We start from the raw sequence: 12,038 nt of genomic DNA, 5'->3' as shown, positions 1-12,038 counted from the left end.
AAACCAACTTTGGCGTATACTATGTATGAAGCAGATGCTTTGATCAGAGCGGTGGGCCTGATCATCCCGCGTGAGGGACATAAAAGATTTCACGATCCGTCCAGTTATGGGATATCTTCCGTAATCGACCACCATTAAACTTTTCATTTCAGAATGGCCTTGGGCAGCTTTGCTCAAGGTCATTTTTTTTAGGAGATTATAGATAAATGGCTAGATTGCTTACTTCAGAGGAACTTAAAAAAGTACAACGAAAACCTATCGAATCTGAATTGTCACTTAAAAGTCTTCAATTATTTTATAAAGAACACTTAATGCATAAAATATTTGTATTTGAACTGGATGAACCTTCACAACCTATTATTAAATTGATATTCGAGGCAGATAATTTTAGTCATTTTATAGGTTTCCAACATATTTTTGAAAATGAACAAAATGCTTCCGATTATCAGGGGTATGACGGGTACTGTAAAATCGAGAACTCTGAAGTCACAATGGATACATTTAAAGAACCAAGAATTAAAGATAAGTATAAATAAAATCGGGAAAGAATTTTATACTTCCCTTTTATTTATCAATTGATAACAAATCCAACAGTAATTTTATTCAATCCTGAAAATAGCAAAAAAGATGGCATACTAAACGGCTCACGAAAGACGTAATCAATGCAATAGAGCTTTATATAAACGAATACGGTCTTAGAGCAGACGATTACTTTGTAGGGAGAGTATATAAGAATGGACGCTATGAGAGCACAGCTATTAGTGAAATAGGTTATTGTAAAGCTCTGCAGCGGTGGACCGGGGGACTTACCGGATACAATTTCAGGAAAAGCCAAGTGGTGGCCATGCACGCAGCAGGTGCAGATTTACCAACTATCGCGCAACAAACAGGACATAAATCATTGGAAACTTTAGTTCAGCATTATCTAACTGTGTCTGAGACAACCTTGGATAAATATTTGTAGGTATAGAAGAAAAATTAATTTGGGTATTATAAAAACCTCTTTTACCATTCTCGGTAAAGGAGGTTATAGGAGCTTCTTCTATTATAATGTGCTAGATGTTTCTTCTTCGAGTGCTTTCACTAATTTATAAAAACTAGTTTTCTTAACCCCAGCTTCCTGCATTGCTTGCACTGCTGTTAATTCTCTAGCTCTCCATTTTCTGTAAACCTCTTTAAACTCTTCTGAAAGCAGAACTTTAGGTCTTCCAAACTGAACCCCATTTTGCAACGCCAAATCAATTCCTTCACGCTGCCGTTTCCGGATGCGTTCTCGTTCCTCTTCAGCCATCCAGGAAAGGATCTGCAAAACCAAATCCGCAATAAACGTTCCCATGCTGTCTTTGTATTGCGTCGTATCGAGTAACGGCATATCCATTACAACAATATCGGCTTCGATGTTCTTCGTCAGGTCATTCCATTCCTGTAGGATTTCTTCTTTGTTCCGACCAAACCGATCCAACGAATGGATATACAATATGTCGCCTTTTCGGATAATCCGTTTGAGCAATTGATAGTTTACACGTTCAAAGTTCTTTCCACTTTGCTTATCCAAATAGATATCGCGTTCATTAATATCTAATTTTTTGATAGCTTCCAATTGCCGACCTTCATTTTGATCTTTACTGCTGACGCGTATGTAACCAAATTTACGTTGCTCCATAATTCACCTCGAAAAAAGATTCTTTTCCCTTATTATACCTGAAAATCGTTCGCAAAAGTGTATTATAATTTATGAACGTTCGTAAAGTTTTTTAATACATTTATGAACAATGTTTCTGTTATTTTTGAGTCCTTTTTAAACTGTTCGTAAAAGTGTACTTATGCGAACGCTTTTTTTAGTAATACAACTTTTTATGTAATGGTAAGATTTGTATATGATTATGCGATTGAAAAATGATAAGGTAAATTTTTATGGATGAAACGGAAAAAGACAGAGTTAGAAGATTATTAACTTCAATTACCCATGTTCAAAATAGTCTCTTAAGAGAAAGAATACTTCAGGAGTTATAGGTAGAGAAGGAACTTACCAAAGGGTTTCTTCTTTTCTTTTAGTAACAGATAAAAGTAATAATAATTTCAAATAAATTATTCGTGAATGAATGAGTACCCTATAAAAATTACATACCTAGCTTTCTACCTTGTTTATTTCACTCCGAGTGAGTTGTTCGAAAGCCTTGTATTTCCTCGTCATTTCCCGCTTAAAATCGGTCTCTTTTGCGGTGGCCGCCTTCAGCGTACTTCATAAATGATAAAGAATCTCCTCATTTTCATTATCGATACTTGCCTTTGTCGGTTAAGCTTAGCAAATCGTGGATATTAAAATCGTGTAAGCAAAATAACAACAAGAATCATTTTGCCTTGGAAAATTTATATATATTTTTTGAAAAGTTGTAACGGAATTTGCGGTCAAGGTATTAATACTAAGAACAGTGAGAGTGAGGGCCGTCATGAATAAGCTTGAAGATGAATATGAAGAGATCCAACCGAAAATATATGCGTTTTTTTATGCCAAGACAGGAAATCGGGCGACCTCTCAGGATCTCTGTCACGATACCTTTTATGAAGCATGTAAAAATATTGCATCTTTTAATGGCCATTCCACCTTGTCGACGTGGATGTTCTCAATTGCCAACAACTTATTAAAAAAGTATTACCGCAAAAATAAATATCAACAGAGCTTAATGGAAAAGCTCGCAATAATTCCGGAAGCTGAAATACAGTCAATAGAAGAGTTAACGGAAGTCAATGAAGATACAAAAATGCTGTTGCACCATATCTCGAAAATGGAGGATGCTGCGAGGGAAATTGTATTACTGCGCATATACGGCGAGCTGAGTTTTGCAGAAATCGGCGTGTTGATCGGTAAATCGGAAAACTACGCACGCGTAACTTTTCACCGGTTGAAATTAAGAATTCAAAAAGCGATGGAGGTGACTTTATGAATAAAGAATGTGCCATTGTACAAGATTTATTGCCTTTATATGAAGAAGAGTTATTGCAGGAGGAAACCAAACGATTTGTTGAAGAGCATCTGCAAAGCTGCCCAAAATGCTGCCATATCGCAGAACAGTCACAAATTCCGCTGCCTGTACAAGTAAAGCCGGGGAGTTCTTCTAAAAAAATGATCCGGAAAATAACCGTGCGTTTGACAACGATACAGATTTTCTTTGTGGCCATTGCCTTTATATTAGCAATGAGCACCACCATTATGAATGACAACAAGACCTTTATCCTGACCTATGCCATTTTAGGGGCCGTCACCTACCTGTTTTATCGTTCGGTCCTCGTTGCTGTATTGCTCGCTGGTGTACCGAACTTCATTTGGAATTGCCTGCTATATATGACAGATTGGTTCGGCGAATTTTATGCTGAAAGTTTTTCTGAAGCTCTTCAATTATCGTTGTTTTCCTTAATTGTCCACCTGCTGTTTACATTTATCGGAATTGTCATCGGCTTTTGCATTCTTAAAATAATGGAGGAAAATTAATCATGAAAAAGAAAATAATATACAGTGTAATTGCAATTTTATTAATTGCCGCCGTCGTGTTCGCTTACATACAAATGAGCGGAAATCCAATTGAGAAAAACAGGGCAAAAGAGAGCCTGGAAGCGTTTTTAGAACAAACTTATCCGGACATGGACTATGAGATCAAGCGGTCGGCAGAGTATGGATGGATCGATGGCACTTTTCGTTTTAAAGTAGTGGAAAAGGAACCGATAGGAGTTGAAACCACCTATATGTTCGATGTCTCCGCTTTCGAACCGTACGAAATTCTTGGCGATACAATCCACGTATCCAAAATCGACAAAGCGGCCTCAAAAAAATTAAATGCAGAGGCGGAGCAATATATTCTAGCGCTTCTACAGAAAAGAGTTCCAGAAATCAATGGAGTGTCCACAGATGTAGAAGTATACAGCAACGAAGTCGCGGAATGGTCGCCCCAGCTGAAAACACCAAAGCCCATGCTCATTATGACGGAAATTGAAAAAGGCGACTTGACCAAAGAGCAAATGCTGCAGCAGAGCAAGGCGATCCAACAGCAGCTGAACGGCGAATCCATTGATTATTATATGGCTGAAGTCGGATACCACAGAATTGTAGACGGGGAAGAAATTTATGATTATGTGAGTTTTACGCCAAAACAAGAACTGACGATAGATGATGTGAATTAAAAATGAAGATACTTTATACAGTTTTATTTTGAATAGTTGAGAAAGAAAGATTTTCCGCTTCGGAGCAAAACCAATAAAAAAGAGCCTTTGAGGATCTTGAATAAAAATAAACCAGCAAGGTTGTATGCTACATCACTTTGGTAGACATAACACCCGATATTTCCCACTTATCTATGAAACTCTTCTCGTTTCCATTCGTATATGTATCATTAAGAAAAAATAGAAAAGAGGGAATATTAATGAAATCCATTACGAAAAAACGTACAAAAGCGATTCTGATTGACCTTGCAATTTCAAAGGCTGTAACAGCATGTGTTGAGTATTTCTTGAGGAAAAAGGTGAAAAATGAAGCTTTTCATGCTCTAGTGACACCAACTCTCGTCGTCTTGTGGTCATTGGAATATGCACAGCTGCGTAAATATGGTCAGACAATCGGTTATAAAACAATGGGACTAACCCTAGAAAATCAAGATGGCTCAGAACTAACATCTAATCAAATCATTAAACGGTTGGCTTATCGAGATACTTTGAGTACGCTTGATTACTTAAAAAATCGGCAAGCGTTTGAAGTACAAGATGGGGCAATTCTTCCTCATGACCAGGTTTCGGGTACGGTTGTTAGAGAGGTTTAACATGAAGTAAAAGGATGGTTTACAAGAGCAGGGCACCTAAGGAATTTCAATTCACATCGAAATCCCGATTGTTAAACTAAAGCACCCATTATTTTAAGTAAGATTATTCAGAACACTTTGTGTTCATACCCAATTATTAATGTTACGATAAATTATGGAAATATATTTAGGAGGATTATCATGAGAAAAGTATTATCTATTTTGTTGATATTCGTATTATTGCTTTCACTAGCTCCGCAGACGAAGGCTAACAATGTTGGTTTTAAAGACGTGCCTAAAAGCCATCCGAATTACACAGAAATTATGTATCTACTGGAAAAGGGGGTTATTGAGCCTGCTGAAAAGTTTGGGGTTAATCAAAAAGTCACACGAGAAGAAGTTGCAATAACGGTTGCTAAGGCAATTGGACTTGATGGAAAGAAAACCAAAACGAAGTTTAAAGACGTACCGGAGAGTAGGCATTCTTCGGGTTATATTAATTCAGCAGTCAGGGCTGGAATTATTAATGGATATCCAGACGGTACATTTAAACCGACACAACAAGTAACAAGAGGTCATATGGCAGCCTTTATAGCAAATGCCTTTAAATTGACCAATCAAGCAGATATAAAATTTAAAGATGTTCCTAAAGGATCAACTTCATATGTTGCTGTCAGGAAGTTAGTAGCAGCCAATATAACCTCGGGCTATTCGGATGGTACATTTAAACCGAATGAGGGTCTATCTAGAGCACATATATCTGCATTTCTTGCGAGAGCGATGAATCCGGCTTTTCGCCGTGCTTCAGAGTCGTACTATGGTGAGTGGATTATTAATCAAGTTCAAGCTTATGGAGTAGGTACTTATAGTAGTGAGGATGCAGAAAGTTTATTAGGGAAAAGTTTAACTTTTACAGCTAATAAAGCAAGTTGTTTTGGAGATAAACCTTCAGATATAGTAAAGGTGGCTACCAATCCTATTTACACCGAAACGATTATTCCAGCAAGTGATTTCGTAGAAAAACATCGTATCCCTTTTGATCTTTTAGGTCTTAAAGCACCTATTACAGAAATTAATGTTTCAGATTCAAAAGGCCATGTTTCTACATTCTTCATAAAAGATGATAATACATTAATTATATCCGGTGGTGGCACATATTTTGAGCTTATTAGGAAAGTCTCAATGAATAAGTAGGTAATGTTGTAGATTCTAAGAACAAAACAATTACAATAGATTAGGTAGAACTGTTTTTCTCAACAGATGAAAAGAGACTCAATGAGATAGGCATGAAAAGTGAAGATTTAACAACAGGTTTTTATATTTATAACGAAGATGAAATTGTGAAATTCTAGCTTATGATGATGCTATGCCTATGACACACTGCGAAGCAGTCGGAATCATGGCAATTAGGAATGAAGAGTTATGTGTAGAGTGTATGTGGCAACACAAGAGTTGTTGGTGGGTTTAATTAAAAATAGCTCGGTTCCTATTTTAGTGGAACCGAGCCTATTTTACTCATTAATCTTTTACTGTTGCTTATTTACTAATGGAAAGGATTGAGAATCTTCCTGAAGCTGCGGACAAATGGCGGACATTAGGTAAAAATCCAAAGAAAAAAAGACCTCCAAGCACAAGGCCTGAACGTCTTTTTTATGGAAAAACCTTTGTTCCTAAAGGTTTTCTTCGGGTTTGGCACCCAATGGTCCCGACTGGGCTCGAACCAGCGACCCCTACCTTGTCGAGGTAGTGCTCTCCCAGCTGAGCTACGGAACCGGGAATTAAATTGTGTTTCTGCTTACTGCACATTTATTATTATAGCGGGTCTGTAATAGAAGTCAACACCTTTAGGGAAAGTTTTTTAAAAAAGAGTATAATAGACACTAGAATGCTGTGAAAAAAGGGGGTGTTTCTTATCGACGTTCAATTTTCATTGCCTTATGTCTATGATTTCGATCGGGCAATTATTCGGTTGGCAGGGGACCCGGTGAATTCTGTGGATTTGCAAAGCCGCATAGTGCGCATCCCTATGGAAGAGGGAAATAATATCACGTTGCAAAGTACAGGCACGAAACAACTACCTGCATTTATAGTGGGAAATGCAATTGATGATAGTCAAATTGAAACGGTTAAATCAATCTTTCATTTTGATAAACCGTTGGATGCAATCGGGTTACATTTTGCGGGAACAGATCTTGGGCCGCTATTTCTTGAGTATGAAGGAACCCCGCTTGTTAAAAGTTTTTCATTATATGGAACACTAATGAAAAGCATCATTCACCAGCAACTCAATTTGTCGTTCTCACATACGTTGACGCAACGTTTTGTAGAATCATTTGGGGAGATGGTCGATGACGTCTGGCGTTATCCATCCCCTGAGCGTATTGCGTCGCTTGACGTCTCAGTACTTCGAGACCTGCAGTTTAGCACGCGTAAGGCTGAATATGTCATTGGCTTGTCTCAATCGATTGCAGAGGGGACGCTTGACCTTGAGCAGTTCAGGAAAATGGATGACGATGAAGTAACTTCAAAACTTGTTGCTTACCGTGGTGTAGGACCTTGGACTGCACAAGGTTTCCTAATGTCTGGGCTCGGACGTCCAAATTTATTCCCACTGGCGGATATTGGTTTGCAAAACGCATTGAAGCAGGTGTGGAAGATGGATCGTAAGCCCACGCAAGATGAAATGCTTGCCCGTTTTCCAGAGTGGTCACCGTACTTAAGTTATGCAGCACATTATCTGTGGCACAGTATTGAGTGACGTATATAGGGAACTAAACAACGCTTGCCTAGAACTGCACAACATAAGCCTAAAACTAAACAACACACACTCGAAAGATCAACTCACCATTCGTACACATAAAAAAACAGCTTTCCCATTTTAAATACATGGAAAGGCTGTTTTTATGGTCCGTTGGAAATTGGTATCGTTGACAAGTTAGTTACAATAATTATCAGTGTGTAGGCACCTGTAGTTGCTTCTCTTCATCAAAATAAAGGAAATTTTCTTCTTCAAGTTCTACAAGACGTTCTTTATTAATCCCCAATGAAAGATTTCCTTCAAAGATCGTTTCCCACCAAGTATCAGTTGTTGTCATGTCCATTTCCTCCTTTAAATTCTTTGTTATTTGAACATTCTATTCCCTTCAATGCTATAATACAAAACGTCAAAGGGTGAAAAGGAATCGTTAGACCTATCCTTTTTCCTTTCATACAATTATTCGTGAAAAGGGGTTATTTCTATGAAGAAAACTACATTTGCCCTCGTTGGTACAGGTATTGTTGGCGAGCGAATCATCAATCAATTACGCAATAACGAATCTGCAACAATTATTGCCTTGTTTGATGAAAATGATGAACGACTTTCTGAAATGGCGGATACATACGGATTATTTGCGGCATCCTCTTATGAGGAGGTTTTGGCGATGAAACCTGACTGGATCTATATTGGAACTCCACCCGTATCGCATGCTGCGCTGAGTACGGCAGCGATTTCAAAAGGCTTGAATGTGCTTTGTGAAAAACCACTTGCACACGATGTGACAGATGGATTAGTTATGGCTTCGGCTGCAGAGAACAGTAAAATTCAAACGGCAATGCATTTTCCGCTCATGTATAGTTCGTCCGTTCGTCATATGATGAAACTTGTTAATGAAGGTGAAATTGGTCAAATCATTCGAATTGAACTACAAACTTATTTCCCGCATTGGCCACGTTTATGGCAACAAAATCCGTGGATCGCTTCGCGAAAACAAGGCGGCTTTACACGAGAAGTATTCCCGCATTACCTTCAACTTATGTACAGGATGTTTGGTCAACTTGCGATTACTTCCCACCAAACCATTTATCCTGAAGATGAAACGCTTGCGGAAACGAGTGTCCTTACAATCGGAAAAACCGCGGATGACATTCCGGTCTTCTTGAATGGTGTTTCGGGAATCGGTCAACAAGAAGAACTGTCCTATACAGTATATGGAGATGAAGGTGTTCTGAAACTGCGCAATTGGTCGGAACTTAGCATGGCACAAAAAGACAGTCCTTTTGAGATATTGACTTCCTTCGATACAGTGAAAACGCTTACGGATGAGTGCATTGCGGCAGCTAACGGTGAAACTGCGCTACTTGTGTCATTTGATGAAGGACTTGAAATACAAAAATTGATTGATCACCTTTTGACCTGATAAAGGAATAAAGTGCTAACTTTTGCATCCCGCAACAATTCTAACTATGATTGAAGGTATAAAGGGATGGAGGGAATAAGTTGAACTTTACTGCACAAGACGTGGAATCGATGATTGCTTCCCAACACGCATATTATTTTTCAGGCCAAACAAGGAGTTTTGCATTCCGTAAAGAAATGCTTTTGACATTGAAAGACGCAATTGTTGCGAATGAAGCTGAAATTACGGAAGCGTTACATAAAGATCTGCGTAAAAGTCCTTTCGAGTCTTATGTGACGGAAATCGGTTTCGTCCTTTCAAGCATTTCTTACATGATTAAGCATCTTGAAGGCTGGATGGAGGATGAGACGGTGAAGACACCTGTTCATCTACAACCTGCGAAAAGTTTCATTGTTCGTGAACCATACGGATCCGTATTAATCATTGGTCCATTTAACTATCCGTTTCAACTTGTGATGGAGCCGCTTGTTGGAGCGATTGCAGGTGGAAATTGCGCAATTGTCAAACCGTCCGAGGTAGCTGCCCACACGGCACATATTATTAAAAAAATAGTGAAAGAAACATTCTCGCCAGACTATATCCGAGTCGTAGAAGGGGAGCGTGAAGAAACTTCCGCACTCATCCACGCTTCCTTCGATTATATATTTTTCACAGGCAGTGTAGCAGTTGGGAAAGTTATTATGAAGGCAGCAGCTGAACGGCTGACACCAATTACGCTTGAACTTGGTGGGAAAAGTCCTGCCCTTGTAGACCAGTCTGCCAATATTAAAAAAGCAGCTGAACGCATTGTCTGGGGGAAATTTGTTAATACAGGACAGACATGTGTCGCGCCGGATTATATACTTGTTCATGATTCTGTCAAAGAGAAACTTGTCAAAGAAATGCTTACTGCAATCCGTAAATTTTACGGGAAAGATGTTTCAAAAAGTCCGGACTACGGTAGAATTATCAGTGACAAACATTTCAATCGTCTAGTTGACATCATCAATAAAGACTGTGCACATGTGATAAGTGGTGGTGGTTCTGACCGCTCAGATTTATTCATTGAACCGACAGTGCTTGATACTATTTCATGGAATAGTGCTTCAATGGAAGAGGAGATATTCGGTCCAATCCTACCGGTTATGACGTATGAGAATCTCGGTGAAGCGATTCAAAGTATTCGTAAATTGCCAAAACCGCTCGCGGCGTATATGTTTACTGAAAACGGGCAAGCCGCGGATTATTTCATTGAAAACGTGCAGTTTGGCGGGGGATGTATTAACGATACAATTGCGCATGTTGGTAACGTTAATTTACCGTTTGGCGGAGTCGGTTCATCAGGTATGAGTGCATACCATGGAAAAGCAAGTTTCGATACGTTCACACATGCAAAATCCATGATGAAAAAAAGTACGTCCATTCCAATGACACTTGCATTTCCGCCATACGGCAATAAATTAAAAATAGTAAAACCGCTCATCCGTTAATGGGTGGCGGTTTTCTTTTCGTTTAAACTAGTGGAATTATAATCGTTGTTTCGGTTCCATGATTTATTTTGCTGGTCACGGTTATCGTTCCGCCTTGATCGACGATGATTTTTTTTGTAATTAGCATGCCAAGGCCGGTACCTTCTGCTTTAGTCGTGTAAAATGGTTCAAATAGATTATCAATTGTTTCGGTATTCATCCCGGGACCGTTATCGCGGATGAAGATAGTAACTCTTTCGTCTTGGAATTTGACAACGATAGTGATTATGCCGTTTTTTACAAGCGCTTCACACGAATTTTTAAATAAGTTAATGAAGACTTGTTTCATACCATCTTCATTACCTCTAATGATTGCATTATTTTTAGGAATCTGAACATCGCAAAAAATTGACCGATTACTAAATTCCGTTTCGAATATCGATACTACATCTAGAAGTGACTTTTCAATGTAGAAATCAGTGAATTTTTTTAAATTCGGTTTTGATAGGACGAGAAACTCGCTGACTATCAAATCAATACGGTTTATTTCTGTATACATAATTTCGGTGTATGCGCGATATGGATTAGCGGGATCGTTGTTCATCATCTGTACGAATCCTGAAATGGATGTCATAGGATTACGTACTTCGTGGGCGACGCTTGCTGCAATCTCACCGATTACTTTTAGTTTTTCTGTATCGATTTTTAGTTGTTCAGCTTGTAGCTTAAGTGTAATGTCGCGTGCAATGAATGACGTGGCGACTAACTTTTTTTCAGAATCGTAGATAGGGGCTAATGTCAGTTCAGCATCAAACACGGTACCATCTTTCCTCATCTCTTTGGTTAGCAGAAAATGATAACTTTCCCCGTTCAATAATTTTTTTGTCCTCTCTGCAATCGTTGCATCCTCGGACAAAGGGAAGAGTCGTGGCGAACGTCCCATGCATTCCTCGCGCTTCCAGCCGTATGTTTTTTCAAATGCGGGATTCATTGCGACAATGTTCTGATCTAAGTCGAACACAACAATTGCGTCTTCCGTATGCTCAAAAAAGAGATCGAGATAGCTTTCTCTGGATGTAAGTAAAACATCCAACTTCTTGTTTTCCTTGAAGATATTGTTCCATTCCGGTGTGATTCTGAAAGTGTACAGTACGCAAAGGAACACCGCCAAGCTGAAAATGAAAGCTATATTGGGGAGTAATTGAGTTTCATCCACTGATTTATAAATTGGACTGAATAAGTAAAATAAAACAAACACTTCTATCCCCGTGATGGCCATAATCAGTATGTTTAACCAAGTGATATTGTAGATTGCCACTAAGGCGATAGGGAAGATAAGATAAAATAAGTGTACTAAATCAGGATTTACTAAGTTTGAAATAAGTATATATAAAAAGTACCCAATTATTAGGGGAATTCGAAAAGTAAGAGAATTCATCCCCGATTTATAAAGGACAAACAGTACAGTAACGATGAACAATCCGATAAAGCCTGAAATCATTGCGCTATGAAAATCTAAAAGAAGTGACGTGAAAATATGTACGGTGACGCTAGAGGCAAAAAAAAGTATAATAAACATATTGCGTGAATGGACGATTGTCGAATCTTTCATTGGGCACCTCACA

General features: G+C 38.6%; 12 protein-coding genes and 1 tRNA gene. 9 read left to right on the top strand and 4 right to left on the bottom strand.

Annotated features, from left to right (window positions below; translation table 11 throughout):
• The first annotated feature begins 206 nt into the window (after window positions 1–206).
• Complete coding sequence (locus tag MKX62_RS01530) at window positions 207–536, top strand: hypothetical protein (RefSeq protein ID WP_340740480.1); 330 nt, start codon at window positions 207–209, stop codon at window positions 534–536.
• Between the two features lie 509 nt (window positions 537–1,045).
• Here MKX62_RS01530 and MKX62_RS01525 read toward each other — a convergent pair.
• Window positions 1,046–1,663: a recombinase family protein gene (locus MKX62_RS01525; RefSeq protein ID WP_340740479.1), complete on the bottom strand. Its 618-nt coding sequence runs from the start codon at window positions 1,661–1,663 to the stop codon at window positions 1,046–1,048.
• 787 nt (window positions 1,664–2,450) lie between these two features.
• Between MKX62_RS01525 and MKX62_RS01520 the strand changes: the two genes are divergently transcribed.
• From MKX62_RS01520 to MKX62_RS01500, 5 genes are all read left to right on the top strand, one after another.
• Window positions 2,451–2,945: an RNA polymerase sigma factor gene (locus MKX62_RS01520; RefSeq protein ID WP_067211747.1), complete on the top strand. Its 495-nt coding sequence runs from the start codon at window positions 2,451–2,453 to the stop codon at window positions 2,943–2,945.
• Window positions 2,942–3,490 (top strand): zf-HC2 domain-containing protein, encoded by a 549-nt coding sequence (locus tag MKX62_RS01515; protein ID WP_187045500.1) that lies wholly within the window; start codon window positions 2,942–2,944, stop codon window positions 3,488–3,490. Before MKX62_RS01520 ends, MKX62_RS01515 begins: the two co-directional genes overlap by 4 nt.
• Before the next feature lie 2 nt (window positions 3,491–3,492).
• Window positions 3,493–4,176, top strand: coding sequence for a YfjL-like protein (locus MKX62_RS01510; RefSeq protein WP_340740478.1), 684 nt, complete (start codon window positions 3,493–3,495; stop codon window positions 4,174–4,176).
• A 239-nt stretch (window positions 4,177–4,415) separates the two neighbouring features.
• Window positions 4,416–4,808, top strand: coding sequence for an RDD family protein (locus MKX62_RS01505; RefSeq protein ID WP_067211739.1), 393 nt, complete (start codon window positions 4,416–4,418; stop codon window positions 4,806–4,808).
• A 180-nt stretch (window positions 4,809–4,988) separates the two neighbouring features.
• Entirely contained in the window at window positions 4,989–5,981 is a 993-nt protein-coding gene (locus tag MKX62_RS01500) for an S-layer homology domain-containing protein (protein ID WP_340740477.1), read from the top strand.
• A gap of 506 nt (window positions 5,982–6,487) precedes the next feature.
• Here MKX62_RS01500 and MKX62_RS01495 read toward each other — a convergent pair.
• Window positions 6,488–6,560 (bottom strand) — tRNA-Val (locus MKX62_RS01495).
• Between the two features lie 139 nt (window positions 6,561–6,699).
• Here MKX62_RS01495 and MKX62_RS01490 point away from each other — a divergent pair.
• Complete coding sequence (locus tag MKX62_RS01490; protein WP_340742527.1) at window positions 6,700–7,545, top strand: DNA-3-methyladenine glycosylase family protein; 846 nt, start codon at window positions 6,700–6,702, stop codon at window positions 7,543–7,545.
• A gap of 193 nt (window positions 7,546–7,738) precedes the next feature.
• Here the strand turns inward: MKX62_RS01490 and MKX62_RS01485 are convergent, their stop codons facing one another.
• On the bottom strand, window positions 7,739–7,882 hold the full coding sequence (locus tag MKX62_RS01485; RefSeq protein ID WP_187045496.1) for a hypothetical protein: 144 nt from the start codon (window positions 7,880–7,882) through the stop codon (window positions 7,739–7,741).
• Window positions 7,883–8,026: 144 nt separating this feature from the next.
• On the opposite strand from MKX62_RS01485, the gene MKX62_RS01480 reads away from it, so the two are divergent.
• Window positions 8,027–8,965: a Gfo/Idh/MocA family protein gene (locus MKX62_RS01480; protein WP_340740476.1), complete on the top strand. Its 939-nt coding sequence runs from the start codon at window positions 8,027–8,029 to the stop codon at window positions 8,963–8,965.
• Window positions 8,966–9,045: 80 nt separating this feature from the next.
• A complete protein-coding gene (locus MKX62_RS01475) occupies window positions 9,046–10,434 on the top strand; it encodes an aldehyde dehydrogenase (protein ID WP_340740475.1) in 1,389 nt (462 codons plus the stop codon).
• Between the two features lie 22 nt (window positions 10,435–10,456).
• On the opposite strand, the gene MKX62_RS01470 is transcribed toward MKX62_RS01475, so the two are convergent.
• Window positions 10,457–12,025, bottom strand: a complete 1,569-nt coding sequence (locus MKX62_RS01470; protein WP_340740474.1) for a two-component system sensor histidine kinase NtrB — start codon at window positions 12,023–12,025, stop codon at window positions 10,457–10,459.
• Between the last annotated feature and the right edge of the window lie 13 nt (window positions 12,026–12,038).

This window comes from Sporosarcina sp. FSL K6-5500 (genome assembly GCF_038005665.1).
Taxonomy (GTDB): domain Bacteria; phylum Bacillota; class Bacilli; order Bacillales_A; family Planococcaceae; genus Sporosarcina; species Sporosarcina psychrophila.
This window is presented reverse-complemented; position numbering and strand designations above follow the sequence as displayed.

Bases quoted from the DNA above. Each gene is read 5' to 3' on its own strand.
- MKX62_RS01520 (WP_067211747.1), top strand. From the start codon at position 2,451: ATGAATAAGCTTGAAGATGAATATGAAGAGATCCAACCGAAAATATAT.
- MKX62_RS01485 (WP_187045496.1), bottom strand. From the start codon at position 7,882: ATGACAACAACTGATACTTGGTGGGAAACGATCTTTGAAGGAAATCTT.
- MKX62_RS01470 (WP_340740474.1), bottom strand. From the start codon at position 12,025: ATGAAAGATTCGACAATCGTCCATTCACGCAATATGTTTATTATACTT.
- MKX62_RS01480 (WP_340740476.1), top strand. From the start codon at position 8,027: ATGAAGAAAACTACATTTGCCCTCGTTGGTACAGGTATTGTTGGCGAG.
- MKX62_RS01515 (WP_187045500.1), top strand. From the start codon at position 2,942: ATGAATAAAGAATGTGCCATTGTACAAGATTTATTGCCTTTATATGAA.
- MKX62_RS01510 (WP_340740478.1), top strand. From the start codon at position 3,493: ATGAAAAAGAAAATAATATACAGTGTAATTGCAATTTTATTAATTGCC.
- MKX62_RS01530 (WP_340740480.1), top strand. From the start codon at position 207: ATGGCTAGATTGCTTACTTCAGAGGAACTTAAAAAAGTACAACGAAAA.
- MKX62_RS01505 (WP_067211739.1), top strand. From the start codon at position 4,416: ATGAAATCCATTACGAAAAAACGTACAAAAGCGATTCTGATTGACCTT.
- MKX62_RS01525 (WP_340740479.1), bottom strand. From the start codon at position 1,663: ATGGAGCAACGTAAATTTGGTTACATACGCGTCAGCAGTAAAGATCAA.
- MKX62_RS01500 (WP_340740477.1), top strand. From the start codon at position 4,989: ATGAGAAAAGTATTATCTATTTTGTTGATATTCGTATTATTGCTTTCA.